This is a genomic window from Bacillus sp. TH30 (genome assembly GCF_016650875.1).
Taxonomy (GTDB): domain Bacteria; phylum Bacillota; class Bacilli; order Bacillales; family Bacillaceae_G; genus Bacillus_A; species Bacillus_A mycoides.
On sequence record NZ_JAEKEY010000002.1, the window covers coordinates 1286302 to 1302438 of the forward strand.

The 16137-nt window shown below is 36.7% G+C and carries 17 protein-coding genes; 4 read left to right on the forward strand and 13 right to left on the reverse strand.

Features of this window, described 5'->3' with window-relative positions; all coding sequences use genetic code 11:
* Nucleotides 1-20: 20 nt before the first annotated feature.
* Nucleotides 21-1583 carry a SagB family peptide dehydrogenase gene (locus JFU20_RS08780; protein WP_201038527.1) on the forward strand — a complete coding sequence of 521 codons (1563 nt, stop codon included), beginning with the start codon at nucleotides 21-23 and terminating at the stop codon, nucleotides 1581-1583.
* 92 nt (nucleotides 1584-1675) lie between these two features.
* Nucleotides 1676-2266 carry a class I SAM-dependent methyltransferase gene (locus JFU20_RS08785; RefSeq protein WP_002011445.1) on the forward strand — a complete coding sequence of 197 codons (591 nt, stop codon included), beginning with the start codon at nucleotides 1676-1678 and terminating at the stop codon, nucleotides 2264-2266.
* 32 nt (nucleotides 2267-2298) lie between these two features.
* Here the strand turns inward: JFU20_RS08785 and JFU20_RS08790 are convergent, their stop codons facing one another.
* Complete coding sequence (locus tag JFU20_RS08790; protein WP_002011443.1) at nucleotides 2299-2709, reverse strand: DUF3908 family protein; 411 nt, start codon at nucleotides 2707-2709, stop codon at nucleotides 2299-2301.
* A 159-nt stretch (nucleotides 2710-2868) separates the two neighbouring features.
* Nucleotides 2869-4203, reverse strand: a complete 1335-nt coding sequence (locus JFU20_RS08795; protein WP_201038528.1) for a CoA-disulfide reductase — start codon at nucleotides 4201-4203, stop codon at nucleotides 2869-2871.
* Between the two features lie 197 nt (nucleotides 4204-4400).
* Between JFU20_RS08795 and JFU20_RS08800 the strand changes: the two genes are divergently transcribed.
* On the forward strand, nucleotides 4401-4823 hold the full coding sequence (locus JFU20_RS08800) for a hypothetical protein (RefSeq protein ID WP_002149741.1): 423 nt from the start codon (nucleotides 4401-4403) through the stop codon (nucleotides 4821-4823).
* Nucleotides 4824-4865: 42 nt separating this feature from the next.
* Here JFU20_RS08800 and JFU20_RS08805 read toward each other — a convergent pair whose 3' ends face one another.
* Together JFU20_RS08805 and JFU20_RS08810 are read right to left on the reverse strand one after the other, a co-directional pair.
* The gene (locus tag JFU20_RS08805) at nucleotides 4866-6104 is read right to left on the reverse strand and encodes a TcaA 3rd/4th domain-containing protein (RefSeq protein WP_201038529.1); all 1239 of its coding nucleotides are present in this window, start codon (nucleotides 6102-6104) and stop codon (nucleotides 4866-4868) included.
* Nucleotides 6105-6123: 19 nt separating this feature from the next.
* Nucleotides 6124-6906 (reverse strand): zinc ribbon domain-containing protein, encoded by a 783-nt coding sequence (locus JFU20_RS08810; RefSeq protein WP_201038530.1) that lies wholly within the window; start codon nucleotides 6904-6906, stop codon nucleotides 6124-6126.
* Between the two features lie 351 nt (nucleotides 6907-7257).
* On the opposite strand from JFU20_RS08810, the gene JFU20_RS08815 reads away from it, so the two are divergent.
* On the forward strand, nucleotides 7258-8091 hold the full coding sequence (locus tag JFU20_RS08815; protein ID WP_201039223.1) for a hypothetical protein: 834 nt from the start codon (nucleotides 7258-7260) through the stop codon (nucleotides 8089-8091).
* Nucleotides 8092-8136: 45 nt separating this feature from the next.
* On the opposite strand, the gene JFU20_RS08820 is transcribed toward JFU20_RS08815, so the two are convergent.
* The 9 genes from JFU20_RS08820 to trpC all read right to left on the reverse strand — a co-directional run bounded on the left by JFU20_RS08820 (nucleotide 8137) and on the right by trpC (nucleotide 16136).
* Nucleotides 8137-9108: a DUF4179 domain-containing protein gene (locus JFU20_RS08820; protein WP_201038531.1), complete on the reverse strand. Its 972-nt coding sequence runs from the start codon at nucleotides 9106-9108 to the stop codon at nucleotides 8137-8139.
* 4 nt (nucleotides 9109-9112) lie between these two features.
* On the reverse strand, nucleotides 9113-9652 hold the full coding sequence (locus tag JFU20_RS08825; protein WP_085309803.1) for a sigma-70 family RNA polymerase sigma factor: 540 nt from the start codon (nucleotides 9650-9652) through the stop codon (nucleotides 9113-9115).
* A gap of 181 nt (nucleotides 9653-9833) precedes the next feature.
* Nucleotides 9834-10517 (reverse strand): DUF2278 family protein, encoded by a 684-nt coding sequence (locus tag JFU20_RS08830; protein WP_201038532.1) that lies wholly within the window; start codon nucleotides 10515-10517, stop codon nucleotides 9834-9836.
* Nucleotides 10518-10741: 224 nt separating this feature from the next.
* Nucleotides 10742-12241, reverse strand: a complete 1500-nt coding sequence (locus JFU20_RS08835) for an L-lactate permease (protein WP_201038533.1) — start codon at nucleotides 12239-12241, stop codon at nucleotides 10742-10744.
* 127 nt (nucleotides 12242-12368) lie between these two features.
* Nucleotides 12369-12719: a DUF4029 domain-containing protein gene (locus JFU20_RS08840; RefSeq protein WP_201038534.1), complete on the reverse strand. Its 351-nt coding sequence runs from the start codon at nucleotides 12717-12719 to the stop codon at nucleotides 12369-12371.
* Nucleotides 12720-12793: 74 nt separating this feature from the next.
* The gene (gene trpA, locus JFU20_RS08845; protein ID WP_201038535.1) at nucleotides 12794-13570 is read right to left on the reverse strand and encodes a tryptophan synthase subunit alpha; all 777 of its coding nucleotides are present in this window, start codon (nucleotides 13568-13570) and stop codon (nucleotides 12794-12796) included.
* Nucleotides 13571-13573: 3 nt separating this feature from the next.
* Entirely contained in the window at nucleotides 13574-14767 is a 1194-nt protein-coding gene (gene trpB / locus JFU20_RS08850; RefSeq protein ID WP_002086917.1) for a tryptophan synthase subunit beta, read from the reverse strand.
* Nucleotides 14764-15378 carry a phosphoribosylanthranilate isomerase gene (locus tag JFU20_RS08855; protein WP_201038536.1) on the reverse strand — a complete coding sequence of 205 codons (615 nt, stop codon included), beginning with the start codon at nucleotides 15376-15378 and terminating at the stop codon, nucleotides 14764-14766. The genes trpB and JFU20_RS08855 overlap by 4 nt, the downstream gene beginning before the upstream one ends.
* Nucleotides 15375-16136, reverse strand: coding sequence for an indole-3-glycerol phosphate synthase TrpC (gene trpC, locus JFU20_RS08860; protein ID WP_201038537.1), 762 nt, complete (start codon nucleotides 16134-16136; stop codon nucleotides 15375-15377). Before trpC ends, JFU20_RS08855 begins: the two co-directional genes overlap by 4 nt.
* Nucleotide 16137 lies beyond the last annotated feature (1 nt).

Consider the following 16137-nt stretch of genomic DNA (forward strand, 5'->3'; position numbering starts at 1 on the left):
CATAGTGAGGGGGAATTTTGATGCAACCTGATACTTTTTTACATCATCTCCATTTTTCTATTAATGAAATTATGTCGTCCGATAAAGAGATTAACTGGGAAGACGCACCACTTCCTTATAAATTATATCGAAATTTACCAGTCATCCCTCTCTCTTTAGAAATCCCATTAACTTTGCGAAATTCTTCTACTAAACCTAACTTAGAGGAAATCGGTCATTATCTTTGGTACTCATTTGGTTTAACACAATTATGTCAGCCTACTACTAACCTAGAAAATAATAAAACAACGACTCTATTCCGAAGATTCATCCCTTCTGGGGGTGCTTTATATCCAAATGAATTATATATGTATTTAAAAATTGATCATTATCCAGACGGCATTTACCATTACGACGCCGCGCACCATCGTCTTATCTTACTTCGCGAAGGAAATTTCGATTCTTATCTTACAGAAGCACTCGGCAATCGTTGTAACATACATTCTTGTTTTGGTGCTGCATTTGTATCCACTATGTTTTGGAAAAACTTCTTTAAATACAATAACTTTTCGTATCGTCTGCAAGGATTAGATAGTGGTGTTCTCATCGGTCAATTACTTGAATGCGCAAAACGATTCGGTTATACAAATGGTGTATATTTTCAATTTCTAGACCGGGCAATGAATCATTTACTTGGACTGTCAGAAGGTGAAGAAAGTGTGTATGCTGTTATTCCTTTAAGTACAGAACCGAATACAGATTGGTTTCATGATGATCATCACGAAAATAAAACCATTACTTCTCATGACTTGTTGCAACAAATCCCGCCATTAACACATGAGCATTTCGTTCGTTCAAAACATGTAGATGACTATCCGATGATAAAAAAAATAAACGCGTCATCTATGATTGAATCAACAGAACACTTCCAAACATTTACCTGTGAAGAACGACAACAATATAGTGCACACGCTATGCAGCTACCTAAAGTGGAACGTTTATCATATGATTTTTTACAACTTTGTAAAAAACGATATTCACCTGATTCTGACTTCATTTTAACGAAATGGGATGCAGCCGAGCTCGCTACTTTACTACAAGAAGCGAGCCTCTCCTTCCCTTATTACAACGACCTTGATGGCAAATATTTAAATGAAAACGCACGAGTCTCACTATATGGATGTTTTTATAACGTAAAAGACATAGAAAACGGCGCTTACGCTTATAACAGTAGGACACATTCCATACAGCCACTTCGGTACGGAGACCTTCGTTATTCTCTGCAATCTAGTATGACGATGGATAACGTAAACCTTTTTCAAGTACCACTTTGTCTACATGTAATCGGAAATAAAGATTACTATAAAAATAAATTAGGTTATAGAGGATATCGCATTCATCAAATGGAAGCTGGCATGCTCGTTCATAAACTCGTTTTAGCTGCGACCGCTATGGGGATGGGCGGGCATCCGTTACTAAGTTTTGATACAAATTCATGCGATCAATTGTACGGGATTGATGCCGGAAATGAAACTTCACTCATTCAAATTCCTGTTGGGGCGTATCGAGCGCGAAATTGGCTAAAAGGGTCCTTGCATAATTAGAAGCACGCCGATTAATGGCGTGCTTTTTTTAAAGGAGTTAAATTATTAAAAGCGAAATAAATACATATTCTTATATAAAAGGAGAGTTTGAATTGAGTATTTTACAAAGATTAATCGAGCAAGCGAAAAATCCTCGCGGGACAATTGGTTCCTCTATGCTTTGCATTATGAATGCTGCGCATACGAGACTAACAAATTGGGCTTTACAAAAAATACATATACGTGAAAATGCAGTTATTTTAGATATTGGTTGTGGGGGTGGTAAAACCATACAGACTCTTTCAAAACGAACTCCGCTTGGGAAAATATACGGGATCGACTACTCCAATCAAGCTGTTGAAAACTCAAAGAAAGCAAATATGAAGGATGTCAAAGCAGCGAAAGTAATTATTCATCAAGCAAGCGTCTCCTCTATTCCATATCATCCGGACTTCTTTGATCTCATTACCGCTTTTCAAACCCACTACTTTTGGCCTGATGTTGAGAATGATATGAAAGAAGTATTTCGCGTCTTAAAACCGAATGGATCCTTTTTACTAGTCGCTGAAACTTTCAAAATCCAATATCATATGGATAAATTTAAGACGACCGAAGAATTAGTAAACCTTTTTTATGAGACGGGATTTACAAGCGTGAAATGTTACGAAGAAAGAGGGTGCCTTTGTTTAATAGGAAATAAGTAAAAAAGCAGACCATTAGGGGTCTGCCTTTTTTACTAGATTACTTTAAAAATACTCTTAATTTGTCTTGCAAATAACCAGTTTTTCGTACCGTAGTTATCATTTAGACTATCTAAATTAATAGCTTTCCCGTTAGAAAACTTAAGTTCTAACGTTGTATTTTTGTCATTTGTTTTTAAGTTACTATTTGTAATGGCTTCATACTTCAATTTTTCAATCTCAATATACTCTTCCTTCTCTTCTCCGATAACGACGTGATCTTGGAAGAAGAAGAATACTTCTACTTTCTTACCGAAACAAAATACGTTTTTCGTATAAATTAATGTCGCGTTATCAAGTCCGACACATACTTCTTTCATCTCTTCAACAACGTTTCCTAAGTCTTCTTCGTTTCTTGCATTTGATTCAGCAATCCATTCTTCGATTGTATTCATGTTAATTGCCATACTGTGCCCCCTGGTTCGTTCATTGCTTTATTAAAAAATAAATACTATATGACAATATAAGCGATACGTACTATGTTTTCAAGGGTGAACGGTATATTCAAAATAAAGTGAAACTTTATTTATTCCCCTTTCACAAAAAAAATAGCACTTAAAAAAGTGCTATTCCGCTCTCCTTGCTGCTTGTTGAATTGGATCCCAAACGCTGTTATATGGTGGTGCGTAACTTAAGTCGACATCTTCTAAATCGTGAATACTCATTTTATTGAAAAGTGCCATCGCGATAACATCAATACGTTTATCTACGCCCTCTTCTCCAATTACTTGACCGCCTAATAATTGTTTCGTATCGGCGTGATATAGTAATTTCAAGTGAAGTGGCGAAGCACTCGGGTAATAGCCCGCCATATTTGTTGAATCTACTTTGACCGTCTTATACGGGATGTTTAGCCCTTTCGCTTCTTTTTCATTTAAGCCTGTTCTTGCGAGCGTCAGATTCATAAATTTAATAATGCCTGTGCCTAACGTACCTTTAAATGCTCTTCGTTTATCAACCATATTGAGTCCAGCAAGTCTTCCTTGTTTATTTGCGGTCGTTCCCAGCGGGATATGATCATGAGTTTCCTTTATAACATGGTAATGCGTTGCACAATCCCCTGCTGCATATACGTCTTGTACATTCGTTTGCATATAAGCATTTACTTCAATTGCACCTTTATGATTCTTATGTACATTTGTCCCCTCAAGAAAATCAGTATTTGGCTGTACACCGACAGATACTAAAACAAGATCTGCTTTATACGTACCTTTATCCGTTTCAATTTGTTCTACTCTTTCGTTTCCTTTAAACGCTTTTACATTTTCATTCGTTAAAATTTCAATATTATGTTTATCTGCTTCTTTATGTATATATTCCGCCATATCGGCATCATAAATTGTGCCAATATGATCATTTCGCTCAATCATTCTTACTTTCTTTCCTAGTTCTATAAATGTTTCTGCCATCTCGAGACCAATTGCACCGCCGCCAATAATCGTTACATCCTCAACTTTATTCGTTTCTAGCGTTTTTAATATGCGCTCAGCATCCGGAATTGTTTTTAAAAGATAAACGCCTTGCAAATCTCGGCCTTCCCATTCTGGCATAACAGGACGCACTCCAGTCGCAATTAATAAACGATCGTACGGAAATTCAAAAACATCTTTCGTCTTCGTATGTACTGCATACACAATTTTCTTTTCCGTATCTACTTTCGTTACTTCATGACGCACTTTCGCATCAATCCCATATTTATCACGAAACGTCTTTACATCGCGTGCAATTAACTTTTCAGTAGAGGCGATAACACCACTAATCACATACGGTAATCCGCACTGAGCGTATGAATAGATTTCACCTTTTTCTAACGTTACAACATTTGCCGTTTCATCACTTCTAACAATTTGCATTGCTGCACTCATACCAGCTGCATCTCCGCCAATAATGACATAGTTCACTTTACCACTCCTTCTTTTTTACATACTCTTTACGATTTCCATATTTTATAGAAATAACACCTACTTCTATTGTAAAGAAAGAGAATTTCATCTTCAAATTTGGTGCACAAACATGCTTTACTAGGTAAGTGTCGTGTCTTATAAACAACATGCTTAATATGCTATAACAGTAACTATTGAAAGTAGGTGAAACATACATGTGCGCCGGCCTTCTCGTCCAGCTTCCAGAGGAACCGATAGAACCGAGACCCGCCCTCCCGCTTGAACAAGAGTTTACCGTTAGTGTAACTTTATACAGTGCACGTGCTTGGTTATCTGATAATGACACTTTCTCACAAACTATTTGGAAATCGACTCGCTTCGCTTCTGCATCACACGCTCGCAAATCCATCTTCCCAGTTGGTACTGTTAAAATTGTGAACTTTTCTGAGGATACAATAACGGTTACTATATCATCAGAATCAGATGATGCACTCAAAATAGTCGTTCCCCCTCGTTCTGAAGCTGCTTTAACATCTAGTTCTTTATCTGATGTGCAAGCAAGTACATCAGGAGGAGCTAGTAAAGTCACATTTCTCTTTCACATCTTTTTCTCAAGGGATCCTGTTCCAGTTAAATAATCATAAAAAGGTACAGTTATACACTGTACCTTTTCACGTATTCTATTCTCTGGATTTAATAAGTTCAACATTATAAGATTCAATAGTAGTTAACACTCCTGTAAAATACGGATTTTCTCTGTACCAAGACTGTTTTAAAAAATATGCTTGCATATCTTTCGTTTGAAAAATATGTCCATGTCTTGCGTATATTTCATTTCTAGCAATTTTCAATTGTTCTTTCGTTAAATATGTTAAGTCCGCACCCGTTAATTTTCGAATATCACTATCAGGGAAGATGAAACCATTATATACATACCCAGTCGTAGGTGGCGGAGTAACATTGTAAACAACTGTTTTTTCTACACTTTTCTTTTGAAATGGAAGGCTATAAGCCGAAAGTGCCGTTACCGTTTCTATCTTTGTCGTTTCCCTTCCACTTTCTCCATTTCGCTCTAAATAAATCGCCGCACTTCCATCAGTCGCTATCGGTCCCCACGTAATTTCTTCTCCGGTCAATGCTGTAACTGGCTTTTGATTCACATATAATGTCGCACCAGGCGCATTCGTTTGAACTGTAATATATTGCCCTTGTAACGTTAAGTCTATCGTTACATTATTTTGACTTTGTTTCATAAGTACAACCTTTTCCTCACGTAATAGTTTTACATAGTCATTTTTATATTCGGATTGAAATACTTGAGTTCCTGGAAGAAACGGTCCATATTGCTTCTCAAACTTTTTGTCATTTGTTTTATCAATTTCTTTTCCGTTCAATTTTAAAGATGTACCTTTTTCATTTGTAAGCAGAGTCGTATAATACGTCTTCGCTTTCAATTTATACCGATCAAATAAAACGAAATACTTCCCGTCTTTCGTTAAAGAAAAATCTACTCTTTCTATTCCATCTCCCTGTTTTTTTCCTTGCCTTAAATATTCTTTTAATTCATTCACGTACGATGGATTTTCTTTTATATATGAAAATAGAGGCGTTAAACTCTCTCTCGTTACAATAACTGCTGGGTCATCTGCCGTTATGATCTCAGCTAATTTCCCCCCGTCCCTCTCTTGTAAAACAGTAATAATTCTCTCTACTTGCGATGATTGTGAGTAATATGAAGATCCATACGCATATAATCCGCCCAATACTATAATAAAAAATGTTAAAAGTGTAATTCCAATTATTGTCCCTTTGCTCATTTTCTGCTTCTTTACTACAGGATTTCCCCTCTTCGTCCCGCAGTTTTGACAAAATTGCACTCCATCTTCAAACTTAATTCCGCACTTTGTACATACATCCATCCATTCAACCACCTTTTCATTAGAAGCCTGTGAATCCCCCATTAAAGGTTTGAATTATCGTGTTAATGTAAGACCAAAATACAATCCATGTTGCGATTCCGATTAAAACACTTGCAATCATAAGTGTGTAAACAGGATCTAATCCGCCGTTGTCTAGTTTTAATATAGCTACAATTATACTAATTCCCATATACGTTGTAGCCAGCCCTAATAAGATTGGTAAGAAGAAGATCAATAAAAAACTAAAAAGAAAAGAAAGCACTAATATAGCAATAGCTGGTGTCGCTATCGTCCCCCATATACCGAATGCTTCAAGAAAAGAAAAAGATGATTTCATCATCTTACCACTTACAAAAATAATAAATCCGACAAATAAAGTTAAAATTAATAAAAAGAAAAAGACCATTACAGATTCTCCAAAGAAAGTAGGAGTAGCTATATTTGGCACTAATGTCCTCGTAACAGTCGCCGCTGCGCTCATCATTCTATAAAAAATACATGCTCCTAAAAAACAAATAAGTACAAGGCTTGCAATTCCATTCCGCACTTCAATATTTCCACTTTCCATAATGGCCGATGGTGATTTAAAAGCATTTTTAAAGAACTGAAAATAGCCACTTGCAAATTGTTTCACTTGCTCTACCGTTTCATTCGGACGAGTTTCCTTTACTCGTGCCGGGCGCGATAGCTGCCCTTCTTCCTGCCCACCACTCGCTACCACTTCTTCCGTTAACGAATGTCCACAATTTCCGCAAAACCTTGCTTCCGCTGCATTTTCAGTATTACATGCCGGACATTTCATTCTCTCATCCCTCCTTAAGCATATACCTTATAGGGTGTTACAAATTCAATATATGACTTTGTACATAAAACATGACTACAAGAAAAAGAATATGAAATCCTTCTTTTAAACGAAACTATGTATGCTAGTATTATAGAAAAATAATGGTATTATGAAACAGAGCAGATAAAGTGAAACTTTAATCAGTGGGGATTTTGTCCATTCTCCACTGATTATTAGTTGAACCAATCGGGCTTTTACGGGCAGTTATCTCCCACCTAACTTCCTCGCATTCGCCGAATTTTGAGGTGGGAGTCTTACTGCCCGTTAATGCGGGATAAAGTGAAACTTTAAACAGATTGGATGAAGACAGTGGAATTTGTAAACTCGATTTTTCAAACACTCCTTACAAGTGTGATCCAATTATTTTCTTTAATTGGTGTCATCATTGTAATTGGATTTATATTAGGTTATTTAGAATCTCTCACACGAACGTATTGGTCGAGAGCTTTTGGTAGGAAAGGTTTTCTTTTAACCGCGTGGATTGGTGTTCCCGTTCATGAGCTTGGGCATGCAATTATGTGTCTAGTATTTCGTCATAAAATTGTAGCAACGCAGTTTTTCCCAACAGATACAAGTCAGGGAGCTTTAGGTTACGTACAACATCAATACAATCAAAAAAGCATATATCAACGAATCGGTAATTTCTTTATCGGCATCGGCCCTATTATTTCTGGTATTACTGCCTTAATACTTTTAATGCGCTATTTCGTACCAGAGTCATATTATTTATTTAATACGAATCTGGAAAAAACTGTTACATCGACTTCTATTAACTTAGACATGATCCAAAACATGTTTTTATCAACATTCTTTTTATTAAAAAGCCTGTTTACAATGAACAACTTATTGAACCCTTCTTTTTGGTTATTTTTATTTATAGCTATTTGTATTTCCGCACATATTGCTTTAAGTAAACCAGACATTAAAGGATCAATAGACGGTGTTATCGTCATGTTTATCATGTTATTTTTATTCAATATAATAGCGGGACTTTTTCAGTACGACAGTAACCAACTCATCGGAAAAATGATGAAGTATAATATGTATCTCATCGCGTTTTCTAGTGTGGCACTGCTTTTCTCTTGTATTTCTACACTTGTGAGTTTTGGGTTTTATAAAATAAGAAGAGGGCGTTCGTTGTGAACGCCCTCTTCTATCTTTAGAAAATTATTTATCAGATTTAATAAGCTATTGAATCTGAATAGATGGTCCAATTACTTTATTTTCTTCACCCGAATACGGTACAAGTGAATATTTACCCACCGCTAGATCAATTCCATCAAATCTACTAAAAGAAATGCCGCCATCTTTATTCGATATAACTACCTCTTTAAATATATGTGCTTCTCCAGATTCTGATTCGATTTTAAAATAAATACCTTCATTTGCACTTTGTGTCACATCATAATAAATCGTTGTGGAAATCGGCGTAGAAACTACTTTTTTAACAGTTACTTTATTGCCATCGTATAAAGCAATTGTTTCATTTAATTCAAACGTCTGCTTCTCTTTCATCAACTTAGCTTGCGATACTTCAATATCAAATATCCATGGTTGCTTAATTACAGTATCCCTGTTGAATGTATTATAAGTAATTTCGATTTGAAGTGCATCAGTTTGTGGCATTTCGCTAAAATCGACGGCACCGTAGATTGTAAACATAGAATCATTTACTTCAATTGACTGTGCATCCTTTGTATTAGAAAAGTCACGGCCATTTATTCGCACCTGTGGAATTAAAAATGTTTGATAATCAAAATTCACACCCTTTGCTGGCTCAAATGTTGAACTAATGAGCAGTTTATTCTCATCCACTAATACCTCATTTAAAGTCAGTTTACCGTATTTATTTTCAGCAGTTTTCCCAATAGCAGTCTTATACGATGAATAGTCTAGTGGTTGCTCTTCATCAATATATTTTTCAATCAATCCCGCAAAAAATGGTGTATTTGCTAAAGAAGATTGTCCAAGTGGCACTATAATACTGACAATTAGCATGCAAACTGCAGCGACTCCGAACCATTTTTTTGATTGTTTGTTTTTACGGAGCTTTTTTTTCACACGCTTTTCCCACTGCTTTTCCTCTATTTTGGTTAAGGAAACCTCCTCAAATTCTGTAATATCCAACTGAATGTCATTTAGCTCTTTATAAATAGACATGCCCTCACACCCCATTTTTAAAAATAAAAATCTGTTTGAGCTTTTTTCGTCCGCGTGATAGTTTGTTATGAATCCATGATTCTTTCACGTTAAGATGGGAAGCAATTTCACGAGACGGTACACCTTCTAAATAATACTTTTCAAAAATGTTTCGCTCCGTTGCTGACAGCTCATTGAGCAATTCCTGTACGTCTAAGAAATCATTTGATTTTCTTTGTTCTTGATAAAGACGGTCATTGATCTCCGCACAGACAGTTTGTTGCTGATTCCTCGCATTTTTCCGCTGATAATCAATTGCTCGATATTTAGCAATGGCTGCTATCCATTGTTTAAACGTATTTTTACTTGGATCGAATGAATCGATATGAAACCAAATGGCTAATAATACATCATCTAAACATTCTTCATAATCCTGCTGATTACTATGTACATATCGTTTAATAATAGCGCTGAGTAAACCTCCATATGTTTGGATAATGAATGTAATGCTCTTTTCATTACGTTGTTTAATTTGTTGCACAACATTTTCTTCTGTTATCTTCAAAAATAGACCTCCTCGCACTGCTAATTGGTATCTACTTTCTAATACGAATGAAAAACAATAACCCTATCACTGTTTTGAAATATTGCGAACATAATCTCATCATAAGTACTACTCCCTCACAATCTTGACAATCCTTGTTCACGATAAGAAGAGCTAGTCCATTTAGAACTAGCTCTCCTAATCACTTCTCCCTCTTATAATCACAATGCTCAACCGGCACACGAGCATGCCCTTCTTCATCGGTACACCATGACTGTGACTGAAAGGCAAGAAAAATACCGATCCATTCTTCTTCCTTTTCAAAGTGAATGAGTATTCCTCCGTCTTGCCATATACCATTATCACCTTTCCATTTCTCTACATTCCCTTGATTCATATGAATATCGTGTATACCGTTTCCTGGTTCAAAATGAAAGTAAGAATCGGATGTATTTTCTTCTGGTCCCCATCTTTCACCAAACGCGTAAATAATCGCTTTTTCTTCTATTGCTCGTTTTATATAACGTTCTATTTTTTCATTTAAATCATTATCAATTCCTGCTTTTTCAGCAGGTAAAGGAATCATTTGTTTTGAATCAAATACATTACCTCTTACATAGTCTAAAGCTACTTTCGGTTCATTGTTTTTTATTTCCGTAAAACCGAATGGTAATGTCGGTAAAATGTGAATAGCTTCTGAATCAATATGTTCGCTTGCAAAATATAAAACTTCTGACGGATAACTTTGCGACTTTACGTTAATTGCAATACGATAATCTACTTCTGCTTCGCCTTGTAAATGAACTTGATAATGAGGTGTGTTCCCTTTTCCAATCTTTGACTGTATAACTGTACCTTTTAACACGCCGTAGTTTTTTAGGGGCATACATTTCATCTCCTATTCATTTAGTAGAAGCTTTTCATACTTTAGGCATTATCCATATAAAAAGAAAATCCTCCTTTCCCAGGAGGATTTCTTATTTTTCCCCGCATTAACGGGCAGTAAGACTCCCACCAAAAAATCTAACTGGAGCCTAACTGCCCATAAAAGCCCGATTGGTGAAGCTAATAATTAGTGGGGATGAAAAGCACTCCCCACTAATTAAAGTTTCACTTTATCAACATATACCAAAAAATCACCTCTACGACTACAAGCAACACCGCACCAAAAATCATTAACGTCGTCTTCTTTAATAGTTCATTTTCACGATAAGGGATATTACATAAATACGCGCCTAGTGTAATTCGTGATGGACAAGCGATTGTCGCTACTGATGATGCGGTGTTTTGGAGTGTTGTGACGTATTGCCACGGGAGTGCTACGTTTTGCGCTGTTTGCATTTGGAGTTTAATAAACATCGCATTTGATCCTGCGTTACTACCTGTTAAAAAACCGCCGATACCGCCGATGAATGGTGCAACGAAAACGAAAAATGTCCCAAATGTTTCACCAGCTGTTTTTGCGAGTAATGAATGCATACCAGATGCGCCCATTAGTTCTGAAATGGCGATGAACATCGTCGTTGTAATTGCGAATGGAATCCATTGTCTTATCGTTTGCGAGAGTGATTGTTTCATAATATTAGATGGAATGCGGAAGAAAATAATTGTAAATAAACAAGTCATAGCGAGCCAAAATCCTGGTGAATATAGTAGCTCTAGTTTGTAAGAATATGATTTTAAATCGAGAACTGCATATGACCTAAGAAAATCATGTAATACTGGAACGAGGCGGGAAAGTAAAATACAAACTGTTAAAAAGATATAAGGGCTAATAATTTTTATAATAGATACTTCTCTCTCTGCAGTCGCCGCATGTTCTGTTATAAAGTTTTGCTCACTTTTGCCTTTTAATTTAATGATTAGAAAGCCAAATGTAATGGTAACGATAGAACTTAATATCCCTGCAAGTTCAACACTTACGTATGCGTTAGAAAGATAGATTCCGAGAGAAAATAATAGAAAGAATCCTACTCCTTCCTTACACTTTTCTATAACTGCCTGCCAGCCACCGACAACGTATAAAGAAAGGAAGATAAAATATGCGAAAATCGGGATGCTTAATAATGCTGTATTTGTACCAAGAGTTGTGAGCGGCATGTTAATAAGCTGAGAACCGATAATCGTACCCGTTGCCATCGCGCCCCATGAACTTGCAAGTAAACCGATAAACGATAGTAGCACAGCTTGAAACGGTTTATAACCGAGCGAAAGAAAAATAGGTGCTGCGACCATAAAACCAATTCCGAATCCACTCACTGATTCAATAAGTGGACAAATACCAAAACACATAAGAAGCATTTGCAATAATCGATCGCGCGTGACTTGTTCTAGAAATCGTGCTACTTGATCGATGTATCCCATTTTGTTCATGAGGTGAAATAAAAAAATACCAAAAAACAACACGTATCCGACAATAAAACAAATTAACCACCCTTTAATTGTTGCGTGTACAGTTTCACTTACCCCTAATTGAAATGTTGGCGAGAGTAAAACGATTCCGACAGAAACGGCATAAGAAATTAATGAAGCCCTTAATGACGTTTGTTTAAACAAAAACAAACAAATAAAAATCATCATAATCGGGATAAGTGCCAGCAATATGGCCATGCTATCATCTCTTTTCGTAAAAATTGCAATTTTTAACTATTATATAACAGATGTTATGATTTTCAATTATTTTTATAACAGATTTAAAAAAGGAGCTGCTTGGCTCCTTTTTTGAATAACTAATATTTTATCTTTTATCCTGAAAAACCGTCTGCTGTCCAATCATTTTTTCTAGTACAACAAACACAATATAAGCACATATTACTTGCAATACAATATTCCCAAGTTTTATTAATTCAAATAAATGGATCCATTGGAATAATTCACTTAATAATACAATCGAAACGATACTAAATAGTTCTATACTAACCGAAAATATACATACTTCTAAAATAGATTGCTCTTGTATTCGATTTAATTGAGAAAAGATGAATACATATCCTAAAAACAGAGCCATCAACTCTATTTTCGTCATGCTAATGAGCCAAGCGTATAATGGTACAGTTAAAAGAAGATATAATAGTTTACGTCTTAGCATGCCTTCTCACCCTCTAAGTTATAAGTATTTTCTGTATATTTTAACACTTTTCACATAAAAGAAACAGAAGAGACTTATGCCTCTTCTGTTTCTTTTACTGCATGTATTAACTCACATATTTCCTCTTGCTTTTCATTTTCTAAAAGCTCAATGACTTTACTTCCAACGACAACACCGTCACATATTGTAATCATTTCTTCTATTTGCTCTCTTGTTGAAATACCGAATCCTGCGACTACTGGTAAGTGGACGTGTGATTTTACTTTTTCTAAGTAACTATGAATCTCACCTTTAAAGTTTTGACGTACTCCTGTTACGCCCGCTACTGTAACGGCGTAGACGAATCCTTGTGATTCACTCGTAATTTTCTTGATTCGCTCAATTGGGCTCGTTACAGTTACTAGTGGAATTAAAGCAATATTCGCATCGCGGAGAAGCGGCGCAATAATTTCTTGTTCTTCATACGGTAAGTCTGGAACGATAATACCGTCCACCCCTGCTTCAAGACAGCTCTCAATGAAACGTTCCTTTCCGAATGCGAGTACTGGATTTAAATATGTCATAAGTACAAATGGAATTTGAACTTCTTGCCTCACCTCTATTAATGCTTGAAAAATACCTTTCAATGTTACACCGCTATCTAATGCTCTTTTTCCTGCCCTTTGAATAGTTGGACCGTCTGCGACTGGATCTGAGAACGGAATACCGATTTCAACGATGCTTGCTCCTGCTTCATCAAGAAAACGAATTCTTTCTTTTAACTTTTCAAGTCCACCATCTCCGCCCATTACATACGGAATAAATGCTTTCTTGCCATTTTCAAACGCTGCTATAATTTTTTCTACTCCCATTTTTTACACCTCTTCCATATAACGTTTTATACTCTCTACATCTTTATCACCGCGGCCGGATAAACAAATGACAAGTCCTTCGTCTTTCTTCATTTGCGGCGCTAGTTTTAAAGCGTATGCAACAGCATGTGAACTTTCTAATGCCGGGATAATCCCTTCTTTTTTCGTTAATAATTGAAATGCTTCTAACGCTTCTTCATCTGTAATGGAATGATAAGAAACGCGGCCAATATCTTTTAGCAAGCTATGTTCTGGCCCAACACCTGGGTAATCCAGCCCTGCCGAAATAGAGTGCGCTTCTTGAATTTGCCCTTCTTCATTTTGCAGAAGGTACATCATCGATCCGTGTAAAACACCGACACTTCCTTTCGTTAAAGTGGCTGCGTGCTTTTCTGTGTGAACACCTTTTCCAGCTGCTTCAACACCGTAAAGAGCAACTTCTTCATCGTGTACGAACGGATAAAACATTCCCATTGCATTACTACCACCGCCAATACAAGCAACGACTGCTTCTGGTAATTTTCCTTCTAACGCTTCGTATTGCTTTTTCGTTTCTTTCCCAATTACACTTTGGAAATCACGAACAATTTGCGGGAATGGATGTGGCCCGAGAACTGATCCCATAATGTAGTGCGTATCGTGTACATGTGAAACCCAGTAACGAAGCGCCTCGTTTACCGCATCTTTCAACGTGCCGCTACCTGCCGCAACGCTTTCTACTTTCGCTCCGAGTAATTCCATTCGAAACACGTTTAATTTTTGTCGTCTCACATCTTCTTCTCCCATGAAGATGACGCATTCTAAACCGAAAAGTGCACATACAGTAGCTGTTGCAACTCCGTGTTGTCCTGCTCCTGTTTCAGCGACAACTTTCTTCTTACCCATTCTTACCGCAAGAAGTGCCTGACCGATTGTATTGTTAATTTTATGAGCTCCCGTATGGTTCAAATCTTCACGTTTCAAATAGATTTTTGCTCCGCCGCAATACTTCGTCATATTTTCAGCGAAATAAAGCGGTGTTTCTCTTCCAACATACGTTTGTAAATAATGATCTAATTCCTTTTGAAACGCTTCATCTTGCATCGCTTCTTTATATGCTTCTTCTAGTTCTAATACAGATTGCATTAACGTTTCTGGAACGTATCGTCCTCCGTATATACCGTAATGACCTTTTTCATCTGGATATGCATAATTCATTTGGAACACTCCTTCGCTTTTATAATAAATTGTTTTATTTTCTCCAAATCTTTCTTTCCTTCTGTCTCTACCCCGCTACTCACATCGACCATATATGGCTGAACGGTTTGAATGGCTTCTTCTATATTAATGACGTTTAATCCGCCAGCTAATATCGTTTTCTCTCGCAATTCGTTTGGCATATGCTCAAGTAATTCCCATGAGAATGTCCTTCCATTTCCTCCATGAAACTTTTCTTTCGGGCTATCAAATAACAGATAATCTGTTTCGTATTTTTTCGCATGTTCAATATCTTTCTCTAAAGCTACTCCTAACGCCTTTATAGACGGAATGTTCAATCTTCTAATGTGATGGTTGTCTTCATCCCCATGCAATTGCACATGCGTTAACCTGCACTCCTCTGCAATTTTCTGGATCACTTCGACTGATTCATTTACGAAAACACCGACCTTGAAAACGTGGGCTGGAATTTCCCCAATAATTTCTTTCGCTTGCCCTGGAGTGATTTTCCGTTTACTTTCTGCAAAAACGAAACCGATTGCATCCGCTCCGTATTCGCAAGCACGTTTCGCTGTTTCAACATCAGTGATGCCGCAAATCTTCACTTTCATATGCTCACCTTACAGTCTTCAAAAAAGGTACTGATAGAAGACGATGTCATAAGCGCTTCTCCGACTAATACGCCTTTTGCACCAGCTCGTTTGACGCGAATGATATCTTCTTTTGAATGAATGCCGCTTTCACTAATCCAAAGTAGGTTTGCCTCATTCAGTCGTTTTCCGAGCTTTTCAGTTTGGCTTAAATCTACTTCAAACGTTTTTAAATTACGGTTGTTAATACCGATAACGTGCGGATTTAATCGGATTGCAATTTCTAATTCCTGTTCATCATGAACTTCAACAATCGCTTCTAATCCCTTTTCTAGCACGTAGTTATAAAGCTCGTTTAATTTCTCTTTTGACAATGCTGCAACGATTAATAAAATAAGATCTGCTCCTGCTTCATACGCTCTATCAATTTGAATCTTATCAATTATAAAATCTTTACATAAAAGCGGGATGTTACTTTCTACTCTTGCCGTTTGTAAATCGTGAAACGATCCTTTAAAAAATTGACCGTCTGTTAAAATCGAGACTGCTCCAGCCCCGCATTCTTCATATGTTTTTACTTGTTTTGGCACATCAACGTGTAAATTAATATCGCCTTTTGATGGAGACGCTCGCTTTACCTCTGCGATTACAGTAAACTGCTCTAAAGCTTTTACAAGTGAGTGTGTTTTCCTTTTTGCTTTTACTGGTGTATATGTTTCATATAACTCCGCAACTTCCACTTTCTTCTGCTCTACAATTTTGTCTAAAATCGTCCCCACT

Excerpts from the sequence above, each read along its gene's own strand:
- JFU20_RS08820 (WP_201038531.1), bottom strand. The coding sequence starts at position 9,108 with ATGTCTATTTATAAAGAGCTAAATGACATTCAGTTGGATATTACAGAA.
- JFU20_RS08855 (WP_201038536.1), bottom strand. The coding sequence starts at position 15,378 with ATGAAAGTGAAGATTTGCGGCATCACTGATGTTGAAACAGCGAAACGT.
- trpB (WP_002086917.1), bottom strand. The coding sequence starts at position 14,767 with ATGAATTATGCATATCCAGATGAAAAAGGTCATTACGGTATATACGGA.
- JFU20_RS08805 (WP_201038529.1), bottom strand. The coding sequence starts at position 6,104 with ATGGATGTATGTACAAAGTGCGGAATTAAGTTTGAAGATGGAGTGCAA.
- JFU20_RS08840 (WP_201038534.1), bottom strand. The coding sequence starts at position 12,719 with ATGCTAAGACGTAAACTATTATATCTTCTTTTAACTGTACCATTATAC.
- JFU20_RS08800 (WP_002149741.1), top strand. The coding sequence starts at position 4,401 with ATGTGCGCCGGCCTTCTCGTCCAGCTTCCAGAGGAACCGATAGAACCG.
- trpA (WP_201038535.1), bottom strand. The coding sequence starts at position 13,570 with ATGGGAGTAGAAAAAATTATAGCAGCGTTTGAAAATGGCAAGAAAGCA.
- JFU20_RS08830 (WP_201038532.1), bottom strand. The coding sequence starts at position 10,517 with ATGCCCCTAAAAAACTACGGCGTGTTAAAAGGTACAGTTATACAGTCA.
- JFU20_RS08780 (WP_201038527.1), top strand. The coding sequence starts at position 21 with ATGCAACCTGATACTTTTTTACATCATCTCCATTTTTCTATTAATGAA.
- JFU20_RS08810 (WP_201038530.1), bottom strand. The coding sequence starts at position 6,906 with ATGAAATGTCCGGCATGTAATACTGAAAATGCAGCGGAAGCAAGGTTT.
- JFU20_RS08835 (WP_201038533.1), bottom strand. The coding sequence starts at position 12,241 with ATGGCCATATTGCTGGCACTTATCCCGATTATGATGATTTTTATTTGT.
- JFU20_RS08790 (WP_002011443.1), bottom strand. The coding sequence starts at position 2,709 with ATGGCAATTAACATGAATACAATCGAAGAATGGATTGCTGAATCAAAT.